The sequence below is a fragment of the Streptosporangium sp. NPDC002607 genome, from assembly GCF_053592655.1.
In genome coordinates, this window is sequence record NZ_JBSFWD010000013.1 from 65297 (window position 1) to 83665 (window position 18369).

The window sequence follows — 18369 nt, forward strand, 5'->3', positions numbered from 1 at the left end:
GGCCAAGGGCAGATCGCCACGCGGCATCAAGACGCTCAAGGCCCTGATGGACAAACCGTGGTGAGCGCACCGGTCGTAACCGGGCGGGTCTGCCGGCCGCGAGATGGAGGGATCGGCCTAGGGTTTGAGGTCGAGTTGGATGCGGTGGACGGTGGTCAGGAGGCGCTCGAAGTCGGCGACGACGGCCTCGCCGTACTCGCCGGTGTCGCGGATCCGGATCTTCAGGGGTCGCCCGAGGTGCTCGGCGGTGATCCGGTAGCGGCCGATGGGCACGTCCAGCACCCCCGAGCCGTCGCCGCCGCGCTCGGCCCGGCGGGTGATGACCTCACCGGCCGAGCCGTCGATCAGCGGTCCCTGCGGGGTCAGGGTGAGCGTGACGTCCTCGTCCTGCAGGAAGGTCTCCGGGCTCTGTGGGTCGTAGGACTCCAGATGGAAGAGGACCATGCTGCCGTAGAAGCCCAGCCCGTCGGACCGCTCACCGGTGAGCCGCCAGGTGAAGTCGCGGATCGCACCGTCCGAACCGGCGAAGGGGGTGTCGTCGTGGGGGGTCAGCTCCATCGTGTAGGCACGGCCCTCGAAGCGGCGGGTCACGGTGCCGGTCACCCGGAACGTGGCCGCGGCGACGTCGGTGCTCACCCGGTAGCGGCCGTCCTTGTCCGTCGTCACGACCAGGTTGCTGTTGTACAGAAGCTGGTTGTCGGCGACGATCTCCGCGCCCGCGACGGGCCTGCCCGCCGCGTCGACGACCCGCCCCTTGAGCACCCCGGCCTCCGACTGCCCCGCCCCGGCCTGCCGCTCCGCGACGGTCTCCCGCCCGGCATCGACCGTACCCGTCATCCGCTCCCCGCCTTCGATCGCGCAGCCGCTCAGGGCCGCGATGAGAACACCCACGGCGATCACTTCTCGCACGCCGGTCACACTAGGTAAACGATCTTGCAATCGACTTGGAACGCGCGGTCCGACGGCCTTCTCGCGCGCCCGCGCATGTGGTGTACGAGTGCCCGAGGAGGGGCGTGGAAGGTCGCCGCGCTCCGGTTCTCCACGACATTTCGCATGCCGGGGTTCACCCCCGCAGGCTGATATGACCACCGCGGTCGGTGGAGTCGAGGATCGGTCCCGGAGTCGACGATTTCGCGGCAGGATCCGGCGTACGGTCAGGAATGCGGCGCTCTCGGCGGAGAGGAGTGCGGATATCGGTGTGGCCGCTGTCGCTTGGCGCGTTGTCGTCGCGGGCGGAAAAAGCCTATTGATGAAATGCATCGTGCAGGGCGGCGCGGCGTAAGTCATCAATGAAAAGAATCGGCTGGGCGGTGGGCGATGAATTTACGGGACGGGCCGAGAGGGGTTTCAATCCGTCCGCGATGTCAAAGCCGGATGAATATCCTTCCGTGATCTCTGGTATGCCGGCCGAACGGCCGGTGGGCCGCGCGGCATGAGGGCGGCGTGCGGCCGGCCGCACGGTGCTCAGGGTGGCGCTCCGGTGCGGGGCGTCGAGGCGCTGGGGATGTGGCTCAGCGTCCCGATCCGACCACTCTGCGAACCAGTGGGATGGCGGGCGGAAAATCTCACAGGTTTTATCCGGCGGGTGATCGGTGTTTCGGGCTTCGCGAACGATGTTTATGACATCCACTAAATTCTGGCCGCACTCTCCGTAGGTGCTTGTGTTCATCGAACATCATGCAATCCTGGTGGGATTGTCTTGATTTATGCCCATTGGCGTATTTTTGTGCTGTCGATCAAATTGACGGCTTAGTTGGATATATTCGTATTTGACCGTGTTCACTGCGCCTGCTGGACGATGATGAAGTGATGACCAGTGTCTCCTGGGGAGGGACCATTGCAGTTCAAGGTGCTTGGAGCTGTGGAAGTGAGCGACGGGATTCGCTCCGTACCGGTGGGGGGTTTCAAACAGAGGACGTTGCTGGGGGCGCTCCTCGCCAGACCGAACACCGCGGTCGCCACCGAACAGCTGATCGACGAGTTGTGGGCGAGCACGGAGCCGCCCCTGTCGGCCGCGGACAACCTCCGCCTCTACATCTACCGGATTCGCCGGGCACTCAGGGACCCCCAGCGGATCCTGTCGCAGCCGCTCGGCTACTACCTGCTGGTCAAGGACGGTGAGCTGGACTCCGGACGGTTCGAGAAGCTTCTCCTTGAGGGGCGTCGCGCGCTGGACGCGGGCAACAACGCCCGCGCGGCCGAGGTCCTGCGCCACGGGCTGGATCTGTGGCGGGGCCCGGCGTTCGCCGGGACGAGCGGCGCGGCGATCGTCGCGGGGGAGGCCGCGCGCCTGGAGGAGCTGAGGCTTGTGGCGCTGGAGATGCGCATCGAGGCCGATCTCCAGCTGAACCGGTACGCGGATCTGATCCCGGAACTGACCCAGCTCGCGACGGGGTTCCCCCTTCGCGAACGCTTCCGCCTTCAGCTGATGCACACGCTCCACCGGGCGGGCCGCCAGGCCGAGGCGCTCCAGGTCTACCGGGACACGCGCCAACTGCTCGTGACGGAACTCGGCCTCGAACCGGGACCCGAACTGCGCGCGCTCGAGAAGGCCATCCTGGTCTCCGGAGACCAGCCGGGCACGCCCGGCGAGAGCGTCCCGCGCGACAGCCCCGACTTCGGAGGTTCACCGGTGGAAATCCCGGGGCCGTGCCTGCTGCCGAGGGACGCGACCGACCTGACCGGGCGAGAGGCGCATATCCAGTCCCTGTGCGACACCATCCTCTCCGACGCCGGAAGGCGAGGAACGATCTTCGCCATCGAGGGCCGTGGCGGAGTCGGAAAGACGTCGCTCGCGATCCACGTCGCGCATCGCCTGCAGGACGTCTTCACCGGCGGCCAGCTGTATGTGGATCTGCATGGCACGGAGGCGCAGCCCACAGAGGCCGGAGAGGTGCTGGCTCGCTTTCTCCGGGCGCTCGACGTGCCGGGTACCGCCATTCCCGAGAGTCTCGACGAGCGCGCCGAGATGTACCGCGCCCAGCTGGCCGGCCGCCGGGCACTGATCGTCCTGGACAACGCCGCGAACGAGGCACAGGTGCAGCCGATCCTGCCCGGCACCCCTGACTGCGTGGTGCTGGTGACCAGCAGGACCCGTCTCACCGGGCTGGGCGGGGCGCACCTGATCGAGCTCGACACGTTGACCAGGGAGCAGGCGACGCGGCTGCTGATGCGGATGTTCGGAAGCGACAGGGTGAACGGCGAGCCGGAGGCGGCCGCGGAACTGGTGCGGTTGTGCGGGGGGCTACCGCTCGCCCTCCGTATCATCGGCGCCCGGCTGAAGGCCCGCCCCCACTGGTCGCTCGGCAGGATGGCCCAGAAGCTGGCGGACGAGCGAGGGCGGCTCAGCGAGCTGGCGCACGGGCACCTCGACATCCGTGCCAGCCTCGCGCTGTCCTACAACGGTCTCGACCCGGGGGCACGTCACCTCTTCCGGCTTCTCGGACTGCTGCACGCGCCGGACTTCACGGACTGGGTCGCCGCCTCCCTGCTGGACACCGGCGTCTCCGACGCCACCGACGTGCTGGAGGCACTGATAGACGCCCGCCTGGTGGACGTGATCGGGCGGGACGAGACGGGCGGCCTGCGCTACCGGTTCCACGACCTCGTCCGGCTCTACGCCAGGGAACGCGTCGAGGCGGAGCAGCCGGAAGGCGACCGGGCCGCGGCGACGGGGCGGATGCTCGGGGGAATGCTCTCGCTCTGCGAGCGGGCCCACACGAATCTGACCGGCGGCGAGCACCTGATCATTCACGGCCACGCGCCCCGGTGGTATCCGGACCAACCGCTGGCCGACCAGCTCGTGGCCGACCCCCTGGCCTGGTGCGAGAGCGAGCTGCAGAGCATCGTGGCGGCCGTACGGCAGGCGGCGGAGGTCGGCCTGCACGAGCTGTCGTGGGACCTGGCGGTCACGGCCGCCCCGCTGCTGGAGGTCCGCAGGCACTACGACGAGTGGCAGCTGACGCACGAGTACGCGCTCGGCGCCACCCGCAGGGCGGGTAACGTGCGGGGCGAGGCCGCGGTGCTCACGGAACTGGGCGAGCTCCACATCGAGCAGAACCGCTACTCCGACGCCGCCGTGCTGCTCGAGGCCGCGATGCGTGGACACCTCGGAGCGGGTGACCGGCACGGGTACGCGCTCGCCCTGCAGAAGTTGACGGTCGTGCAGCGGCTGCAGGGCGACTACGAGGGCGCCCTGCGGAACGCCCACGAGGTCCTCGCCATCCTTGAGGAGGTTCACGACTGGACGAACAAGGTGCTGACACTTCGCTACCTCGGTCAGATGCTGCTGGAACGGGGCCGCACCGAGGAGGCCGGGGTCTACCTGGAGCAGGCCCTGTCGGCGGCCAGGGAGGCCGGAACACACCGGCTCTACGCGCAGGTGCTGTACCGGATGGGTGAGCTCAGTTTGAGCCAGGGGGCGGTCGAGAAGGCGGGCCGGGAGTTCGACAGCGTCCTGACCATCGTGACCGAGCTCGGTGACACCCTCGGGACCGCCCACGTACTGCACGGCCTGGGGCGGGTGCGCGCCCTTCAGGGCCGCCACGACGAGGCCGCCGCGATACTCGACCGGGCGATCGGCATCTGTCACGAGACGAAGGATCGCCTGCTCCTGGCACAGGTTCTCATCAGCCTCGGCGAGCTCGACAGCGGGCGGGGCCGCCTCGACGCGGCGGCCCGGGCGCTCACCGAGGCGATCATGATCTGCCTGGACATCGACGTGCCCGCCTGGCGGGTGAGGGCGCTGCGCACGCTCGGCGACGTGTACGACGCCCAGGGCAACGACGAGGCCGCTAGGAACGCCTGGTCCGAGGCGGCGGCTCTGGACTCCGCCGTCGCCACCCGGTAGGTGACCCCCAGCGGGAGCGCACCATGCGCGGCAGCGCGGCGACCGTGCTCCTGGCCTCGGCCAGGAGCACGGCCAGCAGCATGAGCCCCGCCCCCGTCCAGCCCAGCGCGGAGAGCCGGTCACCGGCGAGCCAGTACCCGAAGACGCCGGCGAAGACCGGCTCCGTGGCGAGAATCAGCGACGCTCGTACGGGAGACGTGCGCTGTTGCGCGTACGACTGGACGAAGTAGGCGATCGCACTGGCCACCACCGCCGTGAAGGCGAGGGCCACCCACACGGTGGAGCCCGTGGGCAGGGTGAGTTCGCCGGTCGCGGCGGCGACCGCGAGCGCGACCACTCCGCAGACGGCGAGCTGCACCGCCACCAGGGGACCCACCGGAAAGCTGCGGATCGCCCGGTCCGTCACGATGATGTGCATCGCGAAGGCGAGGCTGCACGCCAGCGTGAGAGCGTCGCCCAGAGGGTGCCAGGCGCCCCCGAACCCGGAGAGCAGCAGAAGGCCGAACGCGGCGAGCGCGATGCAGCCCCACACCCAGCCGCTCACCGCCTGGCGCAGTACCAACCAGGCGAGAATCGGGGTGAACACCACGTACAGCCCGGTGATGAACCCGGCGTTGGAGGCGGTCGTGTGCAGCAGCCCGATGGTCTGGAGGGCGTAACCGCCGATGAGCAGCAGTCCCAGCACCAGGCCGGCCCGCCACCCCGCCGGCGGAAGCCGCCGCACCTGCCCGCCGTACGGCAGCAGCAGCACGCCCGCCGCCAGCAGGAAGCGGAACGCGACGAACGACCACGGTGATATGTCGCGAATCGCATCCTGGATCAGGGTGAAGGTCAGCCCGAAGGAGACGGCCACGCCGACGAGTCCAAGCTCGGCGACGCGCCTGTTCCTGATCTCGGGGTCATCGCGGAGAATGCCGCTGATCAATGTAGATCCTCCCTCCAGGACCCGGATGCCCGCTCGGGCACCCGGGTCACGGTGTCATTCAGACGGCGAACCGGGTCTCGACCACGCGGCTTCCCAGACGCCGGTCCGCGGCCGAGTCGAACGGGCTGCGCAGCACGCAGGTCCGCTGTAGCCACCGGTCGAAACCGTCGTATCGGGCGGTGAACTCCGACCTCGCGTGCACGGCCTTGCGGTTGTCCACGATGAGCAGGTCCCCGGCGTCCAGCCGGACCCAGCGCTGGACCCTTCTGGTCGCGGCGGCGAGATTCCGCAGCGCGGTTTCCGCCTCGGGCGTGATACCGGTCATCAGGTCGAGGTCGAACGTCAGGTAGGGATCGTAGGGGTCCCCGGACAGGACCGGCAGCAGGGGGCCGTTCCCCTTGAGCCCGTTCGCGCTGCCGAAGGAGTAGTCGATACCGGTCCGGTACAGGGGCTCGAAGAGCAGCCCGCGATCGCGCAGCGAGAGCTCGGGCAGGATCATGCGCACCCCGGAGCCGATCGTCCTGGCGACCCGTTCGTGATCCGGCCGGACGCAGTGGAGCATCACGTAGTCCGGCATGTGACGGTGGAAAGCCGTCTCGGTGTGGAAGTCGAGCAGCAGCGCGGAGCTCTCCGAGGAGAGTTTCGCGGCGTTGTGAGGGGTGGGGGCGACGTTCTGGAACAGCTGGCCGCGCTTCTCCTGCCGGTAGGCGAAGGGGAAGCCCAGCGCACTGCTGAAGGCCGCCAGCCACAGCTCGCTCAGCCAGGTCTCCTTGTCGGCCCTCTCACTGGGATTCGCGGGTGTCGCGGGCAGGACCGGGTCCTGGGGAAGCCCCTTGATCAGCAGCACTCCGTAGTCGTTGGAGCGCAGGCGGAACCGGGTGAGCGACTGCCGGATCGGCCGGGGCATCTCGTGGTAGGCGAGTTCCGCCTCGGTGAGGAAGGTGGACTCATCCTCGTAGGGATGCGGCAGCGGGCGCATCGCCAGCTGGGAGAGCAGCCTCTCGAAGGGGCGCGCGTCGACCAGGTGAGGGCCGGACAGGCGTTCCAGGTCCTCCTCGCGGCCGAAGGTACGCGTCGGGTAGCGGTGTTTCACGGTGACATCCAGGGCGGCCCACTGGGGGCAGGAGTTCACCGCCCTGCTCACCAGCCACTGGACGAGGTCGAGAAGGAGTTCGGCGTTCGACTCGCGGCCCAGGAACGGCAGCGAGAACATCTCCCCGTTCCCGACCACGGCCAGCCGCCCCTCGCCGAGCCGCGCCGTCCCGATCAGCGTCGCCCCCTCTCGCTGGACGACGGGCGTCAACCCGTCGTCGTCGCTGATGACCTGCCGGGGACGGTGCAGGAAGACCCGCTTGGGTTCCCGGGTGGCCGGATGGCGCGGATCGACGTCGAGCACCAGGTTCTGGTCCAGGACGTGGGAGTCCGGCTCGGGGCGGGAGATCCCGGTGGTGGACCGGGCCAGACGCAGGTGCGGGAGGGGAAGCGGTGGACGGTCGTCCGGAGTCACCGGCGCGTCCCCGTCTCCGAAGAGGAGGACGCCGCCACCGCGCTTCAGGAAGTCCTGGACGGCGGCGGACTCCTGCTCCGTCCACCGGCTGGTCGAGTCGATCGGCAGGACGAGAAGAGCCAGGTCGGACAGGGACTCCGCGCCCCAGCCGTCGTCCAGGGTGAACACCTCGGCACCGAAGGAGGTGCGAATGACCTCGGCGAGATGGCCGAGGTTACCGAATTCGGCGTACTCCTCGGGAAAATCCGTCAGATTCTTATTTCCGGGAACCGTTACCCATTGTGACGAGTGATTTAGATCGATGCCGGCGCGCATGCCTCGTGAACCTTTCGTGAGATGGCTACATGTGCCGCAGCGGAGCAACTCGGCTGGGAGGTCGCGCTTGCCTGGAGAACCGCTTGTCGGACAGCCGGACACTAACACCGGTCGCAGTATGGGTTGGTATACGAGGCGTATACCAAGATATGCGGGCGATGCCTGGCATATCTTTCGCCCTGTTTATCAGGATGAAGAGCACATGATCCAACGAAACGCCTGCGCAGGCAAGAGTTGCGTCCGTCCCCGAATTTCCGTCATCATCCGTCATGTCCGGCCGAAACCGGTTCGGGGAAACGACTCCAGATATCATCGGAAAGGTTCGCAAGATGACTCCAGACCCGGCTCGCGTCATCGAGACGCTGCGCGACAACAACCTGTTACCGCAGTCCTGTGAATCGGTGTTCCTGAGCGGATCGCTGGTGCGTGGCTGGGGTAATCCCACCAGCGATCTGGACATAACCCTGGTAACCACGGAGCCATGGGCCGGCCCGAGCGCCGAACCCTCGTTCGTGGCCCTTGAACCCCCCGTCATCCAGTGGGAGAAAATCCACGCCATGGGCCGGCGCTGGGACATCGAATACTGGCAGGACGGTCAGGTCGACCAGGTCCTCGCCAAGGTTTCCCACGAGGCGTTCAAGGGAGACCGGGCGGCCTGGAAGCTGCTCACGGAAGACGAGACGGCATTTCTCGAAAGGATTCCGTACGCCGTGCCGGTCAGCGGTCACCAATGGCTTTATGACCGTCGGGAACAGCAATGTGAGTCCGCCTACACATCGGTCCTCGTATCGAGATCCCTGGACCATGCCGACAGTTTCGTGGAAGACGCCGTGGGGGCCTGCGAGGCCGGCGACCTGGACAGTGCGGTGCTCTCCGCGAGATTGGCGTTCGGTCATGCGATCGACGCGCTGCTCGCCGGCCACGGAGAGTTCGGGCATTCGCCGAAATGGCGTGCCCGGCGTTTTCGGAAAGCCGGGCCACGGCTGCTCACGTTCGACCACTACTGGTCGGTCGAGACCATGCGGACCTTCGATCCCGCCGATCCGGTCCGCTGGGTCGAGGAGGTCGTCTCGCTCTGCCAGCGAGTGTCGATGGAGGTGAACGTGTAGATGGAGCCGGGCGAACAGCACGCGGTGCCGGTCCTGCCGATGACGGTGCGGATGCGGAACCTCCAGGGGAAGACCTTCGTCGGAGACGGCGAGCACGTGTTCGAGCTGTCCGAAACGGCCAGGTTCATCTGGCGGCAGATCGATGGGAAAAGAACGGTACTGGACATCGGCGAGATCGTCTCCCGGGAATACGACATACCTCGGGAAGAGGCGGTGGACGATGTGCTGGAATTTTTCACCGAACTGGTCGAACTCGGTGTTCTGCGGATCCTTCACCACGAATAGCGGGGGCACATGCCTGTTCTATGGATCACGTTCAGGCGCTCCTGGCTGGTGACCAGGCGCGCATATCCGGTGACCTTTCTCGTCGCCACCCTCCTGCTCGGCGGGCTGACCGTCGGTCTCGCCTATCTGGCATTACACGCGATCGGCGGCGGTCAGGTCGGCACCGAATTCGTCGGCAAGGCGGGGACCACCGACTACTTTGGTTTCGTGGCGGTGGGAGCGGCGGCCTACATGTTCACCGTCCGGCTGATGCTGTGGATCAGCCGGGCATTCATCGAAGAAGAACGTGAGGGTTCGCTCGGCGCACTTCTCGTGACCCCGGCGGGCCGCCTTCACTATTTGCTCGGACGGACGATGTTCGGCACCCTGAACGCGCTCCTCGAAGTGGTGGTGCTGGCCGTTTTCGCGACTTTCCTCGGCGCCTCCATGGTGCCTGCCTCTCCGCTTCTTTTCGGTGCCGCCCTGATCGCCCTGGTGGTGGCGGTGTTCGGCGTCTCACTGTTGCTCGCCCTGGTGATGACCATTGCCGGCGAGGCCCATGTCACGCAGAACACGATGTTCTACACGATAGCTCTGATCTGCGGTTTCACCTTTCCCGTCGGTTACCTCCCGGAACCGGCACAGTGGCTCGGTGCCGCGCTGCCGATAACATCCGCGCTGGATGTGCTCCGGGTATCGATGACCGGATCGGAAACGGGGGACCCCGGCCCGCTGCTGGGCTTTTCGATAATTCTTGGACTGGCCTATTCCGCGATCGGGCTCCGATTGCTTCCCTGGGCGGTGCGACGGGCGATGGAAAGGACCTACTGAGGTGACGAACGGACGTATGGAGACGGTGGACCTCAGAAAGACGTTCCCCGCCTCCCGGAGGATTTTCCGGTCCGGCGGGTTCAAGACCGCGGTCGACGGGCTGTCGATGTCGATTCCCCGGGGGCGGGTGACCGGCCTGCTCGGGCTCAACGGGGCGGGTAAGACCACCACGATCAAGATTCTGGCCACCCTGCTCCGCCCCACGAGCGGATCGGTCCGCCTCGACGACCTCGACGTGGTGCGGGACGCGAACGCCGTGCGGCGCCGGATCAACCTGATCGCCGGTGGCGAGCGCATGGTGTACGCCCGGATGACCGGTCGCGAGAACCTCTGGTACTTCGGGCAGCTCTACGATGTGCCCCGCGCCGTCCTCCGCTCGCGGATCGACGAGCTGCTCCGGCTCGTCGGCCTGGAGAGAGCCGCGGACACCGTCGTGGAGAAGTACTCGCGCGGCATGACCCAGCGGCTCTCCATCGCCAGGGGTCTGATCAACGACCCTGCCTACCTGCTGCTCGACGAACCCACTCTCGGGCTGGACGCGCCCATCGCGCGGGAGCTGCGGCGGGTGGTCGCCCGTCTCGCCGAGGACGGGAAGGGGATCCTGCTCACCTCCCACTACCTCGCCGAGGTCGAGGAGCTGTGCGACCACATCTACGTCATCAGCGAGGGCCGTCATGTCGCGGAGGGGAGCGCGGCCGTGCTGAAGACGGTCAGTGGGTGCCACCCGACGGTCCGGGTCGTGGTGACCAACCCCACGCCCGCGATCGAGAGGGCCGCCGCGGACTTCGCCCGCGCCGTCGGCGTGACCCCGCTGTTCGAGCGTGACCAGACCGGCTCCCTGGTGGTCGAGCTCCGCCATCCGGGAGAGGTGGCGGGCCCGTTGGCGAGCGCACTGGTGGCGGCGGGGGCCGAACTCGGCGGGCTGAACGTGGTGGAACCGACGCTTGAGGACGCCGTGCTCTCCCTGGCCGACGGCCGCGTGGGAACACCGGAGCGGGAGGCCAGGGTATGAGGCACGCGTTGCGGGTCGTCGCGGCGGAGGCGCTGAAACAGCACCGCCAGCTGTTCGCCAGCAGGAGCGTGGTGTTCGCGATGCTGGTGTGGCCGTTGCTCCAGCTCGCCGCGACCTACTACACGGTCCGTCCCGTCACCGCCACGCCGGGGATCGCCGAGCGCTGGCCGCTCGCCGCCGACCCCGAGCGTCTGCTCGTCTTCCTGGCGACCGGCGCCCTCGCGTACGCGTTCTTCTCCTCGCTGGTCGAGTCCGCGTGGGAGTTCTCCTACGAGCGCGTGACCGGCACCCTCGAACTGCTCTTCCTGGCGCCGGTCAACCGCCTGGTGCTCGTGATCGCCAACGGTGCCGGCGCGCTGGTCCAGAACACGTGGCTGTTCACCTGCTTCAGCACGGCCATGCTGGTGGCCGTCGACGCCGTTCACGTCGCCCACCCGCTGATGTACGCGGTGGTCTTCCTCGCGCTGCTGGTGCCGGCCGTCGCCTGGGGTGCCCTGCTCAACAGCCTGCTCGTGTTCGCCAGGGACTCCACGTTCCTGTTCACGCTGCTGGAGGAGCCGCTCTGGTTCGTCGGCGGGGTGCGGCTGCCGCTGTTCGCGCTGCCCGGCTGGGTGCGAGCCGTGGGTTCGCTGGTCCCGCTCACCGGCAGCCTGGTCGTCGTCCGCGGCGCGCTCCTGGAGGGCAGGGGCGTCGCCGACCTCGTTCCCGAACTTCTCATCCTCACTCTCCTCTCCGCCGGGCTGCTCGCCGCCGCGGCCCTGGCCATGCGGGTGGGCGAGGCCAGGGCGCAGCGTACGGGGCAGCTGCGGCTGTTCTGATCGTCGGACGGCCGGTGGTCAGTAGGTCAGGAGCAGACGGCGCAGGACCCGCGCCCCGAAGCGGAGCGCGGACTCCGGCACGCGTTCGTCGACCCCGTGGAACATCGCCGCGAAGTTCATCTCCGCAGGGAGCCGTAGCGGGACGAACCCGTAACCGTGCATGCCCATCCGGTGAAACGTCCGGTTGTCCGTACCGGCGGACAGGCAGTAGGGAACGATCCGCGCCTCGGGATCCTCGCTCTGGAGCGCGGAGAGCATGGACGTGACCAGGGGGGTGTCGAAAGGCGCCTCGATCGCCTCCTCGCAGTCGATGTGCCGGCTGGCCACCCGCGAACCGGCGAGCCGGTCGACGGTCGCGAGGAAGTCGTCCTTCAGGCCGGGCAGGAAGCGCCCGTCGATCTCGGCGACGGCCAGCTCCGGCACGACGTTCGTGGCATACCCGGCATGGAACTGCGTCGGATTGGCCACGTGGCTGAGAGAGGCGCCGATGAAGCGGGAGATCGGCCCGAGCCTGGCGAGAATGCCGTCGAGATCACCCTCGTCGAACGGCACGTCACACGCCTGGCACATCTCCTCGAGCATGCGGCGGGTCGTGGGGGTGAGCCGCCGCGGCCAGGCGTGCGTGCCGATCCTGCTCACCGCGGACGCCAGCTCGGTCACCGCGTTGCCGGGATTGAGCATGGAGCCGTGCCCCGCCTGCCCCTCGACGACCATCCGGATCCAGGCCAGCCCCTTCTGCGCGGTCTCCACCAGGTAGAGCCGGAGCCGGGGATCGATCTCGACGGAGTAGCCGCCGACCTCGCTGATCGCCTCCGCGCACCCCTCGAACAGGTCCGGATGCCGGTCGGTCAGGAAGCGCGCTCCGTGATCGCCACCGGTCTCCTCGTCGGCCAGCCAGGCGAAGACCAGATCCCGTCGCGGGCGGTGCCCGCCGCGGGCCATGTCGCGGACCAGGGCCACCATCATCGCGTCCATGTGCTTCATGTCGACGGCTCCGCGGCCCCATACCCAGCCGTCGATCACCTCGCCGGCGAACGGGGGAACGAGCCAGTCCCGCGGGTCGGCGGGAACGACGTCGAGATGGCCGTGCACGAGCAGGGCCGGCAGGTCGGACCGCTCTCCCGGCACCCGGAGGATCACGTTTCCGCGGCGAGGGGCGCTCTCCAGATAGACGGGGGTGAGATCGACCTCGCTCAGCCACCCCATCACCCGCTCGGCGGCCACACGTTCCCCCGGCCCCCTCCCGTCGCCGTGGTTGCTCGTGTCGATACGGATGAGCTCCGCGCACATCCGCACGGTCTCGTCCTCAAAGAGTGTCATCCGGTCTCCTGGTCAGATGGCCGTCCTTGAGCAGGTGCCCGCGTTTGTAGGCCCGGGTGACGAAGGCCATGTCCACGTCGACGACGTCCGGCAGCCCCCCGATGACCTGGGTGACGAATCGGTACAACTCCATCTCGTGGGCCAGACACGCCTCGACGAGGAGGTCACGGCTTCCCGCGATGGCGGCGCAGTAGCGGACACCGGGATGGCGGGTGAGCGCCGTTCCCACCGCGTCGAGACCGGCGGGACGCACCTCCAGGCCGAGCTGGGCCTCCACCCGCAGGCCGAGCAGCGCCGGTTCGGCCTCCACCCGCAGGTGTACCAGCTGCCGCTCCAGCAGCCAGGTCACCCTCCGCCGCGCGGTCGGCACGGAGATCCCCAGTTCCTCGGCGATCTGGGTGTAGCTCATGCGGCCGTCCCGGATGAGGAGCTCGGCCACGTCCCGCTCACCGGCCGCCAGCTCCACCCGGTCCGGCAGTTCGGGGAGCGGCGGGACGGCCAGGCCGCGCATCCCGGCGACCTCCTCCTCGCTCAGCAACGGCGCGTGCCAGTCGGCGACCGTGGTGAAGGTCTTCAGCACCACCTGTGCCTCGGTGGCCCGAACGCCGGGCGTGGCGGGTATCTCACCGGCGAGGATCTCGTGGAGGCGCCGCGGGTGCTCCTCCCTGGACGCGACGAGCTCGCACCACAGGTCGGCGGACCCGGTTATCGCGAAGACCGCGCGCACGTCGGGCCGGGCCGCGAGGACCTGCGCCGTGGCGTCCGTCGAGCCCGGGTCCGTGCGCACCCGGATGTGCACCGGGTTGCCGACGCCGCTGCGCAGGTCGTCGTAGACGGCCGTGATCCGGATGGCGTCGACGGCCAGCAGGCGCTGCACGCGTCGCGCCACCGTGCGCTCGTGCTCGCCGAGCACCTTCCCCAGGTCCCCCCAGGCGGCGCGCGGCGAGACCTGCAGCGCCGCGACCAGGCGCCGATCTATCTCATCCAACATGTCGTAATTTAACACCCTGCCGTGCTCGATGACGATTACAGCAATCTTTATACAACGTATTGCCGGTTTATGTAAGAAGGAGCACACTCTCGACGTACCGCCAGACACCCGACGACGAAGGAGGTCAGCGGTGACGGTCGAGCCCGCGGTCATCACTGCACCCCGCAGCCGCACCCGACAACTACTCGCCACCTCGGCCGGAAACCTGGTCGAGTGGTACGACTGGCTCGCGTACGCCTATCTCGCGACGTACTTCGCGGACCAGGTGTTCGCCCAATCCCAGAGCAGCCTGGTCCCGCTGCTCAGCACGTTCGCCGTTTTCGCGGTGGGCTTCGTCATGCGCCCGGTGGGCGGACTCGTCATCGGTGCGATCTCCGACCGGTTCGGCCGGCGCTCGGCCATGACGCTGACCATCGCCCTGATGGGGGTGGGCCAGCTGGCGATGGCCACGCTGCCCACCTACGCGCAGATCGGCCTGCTCTCCCCGCTGCTCCTCGTCCTGATCCGCCTGGTCCAGGGGTTCTCCGTGGGCGGGGAGTTCGCGGTGTCCTCGGTGTTCCTGGTCGAGTCCGCGGCGCCCGGCCGGCGAGGACTGTTCTCCAGCTTCAGCTACTTCAGCTCGAACCTGGGCCAGCTCCTGGCGGCGGGAGTCGCCGCGCTGCTCAGCACCACGCTCTCGCAGGCCGACATGACCTCCTGGGGATGGCGGCTCCCGTTCGCCCTGGGCGCGGTGGCCTGCCTGGCGGGCCTGTGGATCCGGCACGGAACGGACGAGACATACCTCCACGCCGAGGCGATCAGGGAGGGCCGGATCAGCAGGCCGGGCCTGTTCGACTTCCTGCGCCGGCATCCGAGGGAGTCGCTGCTCGTCGTCGGCATGACGGTCGGAGCGACGGTCAGCTTCTACACGTGGTCCATCTACCTGCCGACGTACGCGGAGATCACCGTCGGCGTGGAACCTGGGCAGGCGCTCACCGCGAGCACCATCGCCCTGGCGTTCTTCACGGTGATCCAGCCGCTCGGCGGCCTGCTGTCGGACCGGGTGGGCAGGAAGCCGTTGCTCATCACCTTCGGAGTGGGCTTCACGCTGCTCACCGTGCCCATGCTGGGCATGCTGAGCAACTCCTTCTGGAGCATGTTGCTGATCATGTGTGTGGCCATGGTGCTGCTCACCGGATACACCTCGGTGTGCTCGGCGGTCATGGTCGAGCTGTTCCCCTCGCGCGTCAGGACCACCGGAATCGGTTTTCCCTACGCGGTCACCGTCGCGGCGTTCGGCGGCACGGCGCCGTACCTGGCCACCGCGCTCGCCGACAGCGGGCGGGGAGCGTGGTTCGGCTGGTACGCCACCGCGCTCACGCTGATCTCAACGGTGGTCTACATCCGGATGCGCGAGACCAGAGACGTCACGCTCGCCTGAGGGGCGGCCCCGGCCGCCGATCTCGCGCAGCCGGGGCTGATCCAGGATCAGATCGACGCCCCGGCGCATGTTCGGCTCCAGTCCCGAGTCGTCGACCCGGTGCACGACCCACCCCCACCGGCGAGCCACCGACCGGAAGATTCCGGCCGTCTCCTCCTGCAGGGCACGGAAGCTCTCCATTCCCCGCTCTCCCGCCGCACCGTAGTCCTCAAGCAGGCTGAGCCGTCCGGTCTGCGACATGCGCCACCGGTAGGCGAGGTCCACCGGCCCGTCGACCAGGACACCGAGATCGGGCCTCAGCGGCGGGGAGCCGAAGAAGTCGGTCACCAGGCTCTCCAGGGACTTGGCCACCCCCTCCCACTCCCCGTTTCCCGACACCAGCCGCCTGCCGATGAGGATCTCCTTCAGCACGTGCTTGAAGGGAAACGTCTCCTGGATCACGATCTCCCCCCGGCGCAGCGCGGGACGGATCACCTCGTCCGCCAGGATGAGGTTTCCCGCGAGCTCGGCCAGCGTGGCCGCCAGGGGGCCCGAGGGACGTGCGGCCTCCAGGGGGAGCTCCTCCAGCCTCGGCTCCCAGCCGTCGTCCCGCCACTGCCGGTAGTCGCGGGGCAGGCTGAGCCACTCGCCCTCGCTCCTGGCCCCGCCGTACAGGAGGCGGAAGGTCTCCAGCCAGAGCTGCTGGAGCGCCTCGTGCGGCCAGGCGGGGCCCGGGGTGTCGAGCGCGCCACGCCAGGAGACCTGGCGGACCGGAAGCCCGGAGTCCTCAAGGGTCCTGGCCAGCCTCCCGGCCAGAGTCGTCTTCCCGATCCCGTCGACCCCGAGGAAGGACACGTACAGGCCCTTCGACATCGGTCAGCCCCTCCGCTCTCGCCCGCGCACGGCGTGGTCCGCCACCCTGGTGATGCCCTCAACGTACTGGTCCAGGAGATCATCCGCGGGAACGTGGAGGTGTTTGTCGGGGAAGCCGATGGTGTGCGCGTACAGCTCCGTCGCCCGTGGCAGGTCCGCGTCGGTGTAGAGCGGCCGGGAGCCGCGCGGATCGTAGCCGGGGATGCCCAGGTCGCGGTTCTGGAACGGCCACGTCTGGTGCAGCGGCCTGGTGGACGGGCGCGACACCCGCAGTCCCTGCTCCCTGAGCAGGTCCACGAACTCGGACACGGGCATCCCGGCGAGGAGCCGCGGCCGGTAGACGACCTTGTAGCCGTACCAGCCTCCCCGGGTGCAGCCGGCCGGGGTTCGCGGCGCGACCAGGAAGGGAAAGCGGCTCAACCGCTCGCTCAGCCCCTCCAGGACGGAGGTGCGCACGCGGATGCGCTCGTCGAGCGACGCGCAGTGCTCCAGCGCGAGCTCCGCGGCCAGCGGGTGCATGCGCAGGTTGCCGCCGAACCCCGTCTCGGCCGGGGCGCGCCAGCGGCTGGCCGGCGGCAGCTCCTCCAGCGCCCGCTCGTGCGCGTGGCCGAGGGTGAGCGCCCGCTGGTGGATGTCGGGATCGTCGGTGAGCAGCAGCCCTCCCATACCGCCACTGATCATTTTCTGGCCGCCGAGGCTGAGGCAGCCGACCGTGCCCAGCGCGCCGGCCTTCCGGCCGCCGACGGTCGCCCCGTGGGCCTGGGCCGCGTCCTCCACCACGGGGACGCCCGCCGCCCGCGCGACGCGCGAGACGGCTTCCATGTCGGCGGGCAGGCCGAACATGTGGGTCACGCAGATCGCCCGTGTCGAGGAGGTGATCCGGCTCTCCAGGTCACGCACGTCCGCGCGCGCGGTCAGCGGGTCGCAGTCGTAGAGGACGGGGAAGGCGCCGAGCAGGAACAGCGGGGTCGCCGTGGCGTGGAAGGTGTACGCGGGCACCAGGACCTCGTCTCCCGCGCCCACGCCCAGGCCGTGGAAGGCGCTCTGCAGTGCCGCGGTGCCGCTGGAGACCGCCAGCGCGTGGGAGACCCCGAAATACCCGCGCGCCCACTCCTCCAACCGGCGGACCGCCGGATCGCTCCCGAAGGCGAAGACGTCACCGGCGAGGACGCGGCGCCGCACGCGGTCCGCGGTCTGGTCGGAGTACCACGGCCACGAGGGCGGCAGGGGCAGCGTGACGGCGGGTCGCGAGTTCAACTCTCTCCTGATGTTCATGGGGCGGCCGGGGTCAACGGCCGAAGGTCGCCGCGAGACCGCCGTCGACGGGGACGATCGCCCCGGTCGTCGCGCCGCTGAGCGGGGAGGCCAGGAACGCCACGGTCTCCGCGACCTCCGCGGGCGTCACGCGGACGCCGAGCAGGGTGCGGCGCGCGTAGTACATCTCCAGGTCCTCGGGGGCGACGTTGTGGCTGGCGGCCTTCGTGGCGACCAGTTCCTCGTCCCAGAACTGGGAACCCTCGAACACGGCCCCGGGATTGACGACGTTCGCGCGGACGCCGTACCTCGCCCCCTCGATGGCCACCACCCTCGCCAGCTGGAGCTGGGCGGCCTTCGCGATGGGATAACCGCCGAAACCGACACTCGGCGCCACCGCCGCCTTGGAGGCGATGTACACCAGCGAACACGCGGACCGTTGCGGTGCCAGCCGCTGGAAATGCCGCAGCACGGCACGCGACAGCCGGAAGTGGACCCCGACGTTCGTCTCCATGGACGCCATGAAGTCCTGGTAGGAGAGATCCGCGAGGTTTCCTATGGCCCGCCTGCCCGCCGCGAAGACGACGGAGTCGACGGATCCGTACGCGTCCAACGCCGTGCCCAGGGCGGTCTCCGCGAGCTCGGCCTCGGTCAGGTCTCCGGTGATCGTGCGGCAGCGGCCCTGGGGAAGCCCGGCGGCCAGCGAGGCCAGCCCCTCGGCCTCCCGGTCCACCAGGACGAGACGCGCCCGGAGGGCGGCCAGCCGCATCGCGGTGCTGTGACCGATTCCGGAGGCCGCCCCGGTGATGATCACGGTTTTGTCCTCAAGACGGAGGCTGTCCTTGGCATACCGGAAAAGCCCGTCGAGGGTGTCCGGGACCGTCAGTGATTCCATCTCGTCG

The 18369-nt window shown here is 68.8% G+C and carries 15 protein-coding genes; 7 read left to right on the forward strand and 8 right to left on the reverse strand.

Annotation, left to right across the window (positions count from 1 at the left end; all coding sequences use genetic code 11):
* Positions 1-117 precede the first annotated feature (117 nt).
* Entirely contained in the window at positions 118-909 is a 792-nt protein-coding gene (locus tag ACWD3H_RS17200; protein WP_451955647.1) for a carboxypeptidase-like regulatory domain-containing protein, read from the reverse strand.
* A gap of 958 nt (positions 910-1867) precedes the next feature.
* Here ACWD3H_RS17200 and ACWD3H_RS17205 point away from each other — a divergent pair.
* Positions 1868-4849, forward strand: coding sequence for a BTAD domain-containing putative transcriptional regulator (locus tag ACWD3H_RS17205; protein ID WP_451955648.1), 2982 nt, complete (start codon positions 1868-1870; stop codon positions 4847-4849).
* Here the strand turns inward: ACWD3H_RS17205 and ACWD3H_RS17210 are convergent.
* Complete coding sequence (locus ACWD3H_RS17210; protein WP_451955649.1) at positions 4794-5774, reverse strand: DMT family transporter; 981 nt, start codon at positions 5772-5774, stop codon at positions 4794-4796. The two genes, ACWD3H_RS17205 and ACWD3H_RS17210, sit on opposite strands and share 56 nt — an antisense overlap.
* A gap of 58 nt (positions 5775-5832) precedes the next feature.
* Positions 5833-7596: a DUF4350 domain-containing protein gene (locus ACWD3H_RS17215; protein ID WP_451955650.1), complete on the reverse strand. Its 1764-nt coding sequence runs from the start codon at positions 7594-7596 to the stop codon at positions 5833-5835.
* Positions 7597-7925: 329 nt separating this feature from the next.
* Between ACWD3H_RS17215 and ACWD3H_RS17220 the strand changes: the two genes are divergently transcribed.
* The 5 genes from ACWD3H_RS17220 to ACWD3H_RS17240 are packed head-to-tail and all read left to right on the forward strand — an operon-like array spanning position 7926 to position 11630.
* A complete protein-coding gene (locus tag ACWD3H_RS17220) occupies positions 7926-8705 on the forward strand; it encodes a hypothetical protein (protein WP_451955651.1) in 780 nt (259 codons plus the stop codon).
* Positions 8706-8990: a PqqD family protein gene (locus ACWD3H_RS17225; RefSeq protein ID WP_451955652.1), complete on the forward strand. Its 285-nt coding sequence runs from the start codon at positions 8706-8708 to the stop codon at positions 8988-8990.
* Between the two features lie 9 nt (positions 8991-8999).
* Complete coding sequence (locus ACWD3H_RS17230) at positions 9000-9800, forward strand: ABC transporter permease (RefSeq protein ID WP_451955653.1); 801 nt, start codon at positions 9000-9002, stop codon at positions 9798-9800.
* A gap of 1 nt (position 9801) precedes the next feature.
* Entirely contained in the window at positions 9802-10812 is a 1011-nt protein-coding gene (locus ACWD3H_RS17235; protein WP_451955654.1) for an ABC transporter ATP-binding protein, read from the forward strand.
* Positions 10809-11630, forward strand: a complete 822-nt coding sequence (locus ACWD3H_RS17240; RefSeq protein ID WP_451955655.1) for an ABC transporter permease — start codon at positions 10809-10811, stop codon at positions 11628-11630. Before ACWD3H_RS17235 ends, ACWD3H_RS17240 begins: the two co-directional genes overlap by 4 nt.
* Positions 11631-11648: 18 nt before the next feature.
* Here ACWD3H_RS17240 and ACWD3H_RS17245 read toward each other — a convergent pair whose 3' ends face one another.
* A complete protein-coding gene (locus ACWD3H_RS17245; RefSeq protein WP_451955656.1) occupies positions 11649-12950 on the reverse strand; it encodes a M20/M25/M40 family metallo-hydrolase in 1302 nt (433 codons plus the stop codon).
* Positions 12937-13941: an Lrp/AsnC family transcriptional regulator gene (locus tag ACWD3H_RS17250; protein ID WP_451955657.1), complete on the reverse strand. Its 1005-nt coding sequence runs from the start codon at positions 13939-13941 to the stop codon at positions 12937-12939. Before ACWD3H_RS17250 ends, ACWD3H_RS17245 begins: the two co-directional genes overlap by 14 nt.
* A gap of 130 nt (positions 13942-14071) precedes the next feature.
* Between ACWD3H_RS17250 and ACWD3H_RS17255 the strand changes: the two genes are divergently transcribed.
* Complete coding sequence (locus ACWD3H_RS17255; protein WP_451955658.1) at positions 14072-15361, forward strand: MFS transporter; 1290 nt, start codon at positions 14072-14074, stop codon at positions 15359-15361.
* Here the strand turns inward: ACWD3H_RS17255 and ACWD3H_RS17260 are convergent.
* From ACWD3H_RS17260 to ACWD3H_RS17270, 3 genes are read right to left on the reverse strand one after another with little or no spacing between them, the layout of a single operon-like run.
* Positions 15308-16213: a hypothetical protein gene (locus tag ACWD3H_RS17260; RefSeq protein WP_451955659.1), complete on the reverse strand. Its 906-nt coding sequence runs from the start codon at positions 16211-16213 to the stop codon at positions 15308-15310. The two genes, ACWD3H_RS17255 and ACWD3H_RS17260, sit on opposite strands and share 54 nt — an antisense overlap.
* Before the next feature lie 3 nt (positions 16214-16216).
* Complete coding sequence (locus tag ACWD3H_RS17265; protein WP_451955660.1) at positions 16217-17470, reverse strand: aminotransferase class I/II-fold pyridoxal phosphate-dependent enzyme; 1254 nt, start codon at positions 17468-17470, stop codon at positions 16217-16219.
* A gap of 31 nt (positions 17471-17501) precedes the next feature.
* A complete protein-coding gene (locus tag ACWD3H_RS17270; RefSeq protein ID WP_451955661.1) occupies positions 17502-18362 on the reverse strand; it encodes an SDR family oxidoreductase in 861 nt (286 codons plus the stop codon).
* Positions 18363-18369: the final 7 nt, after the last annotated feature.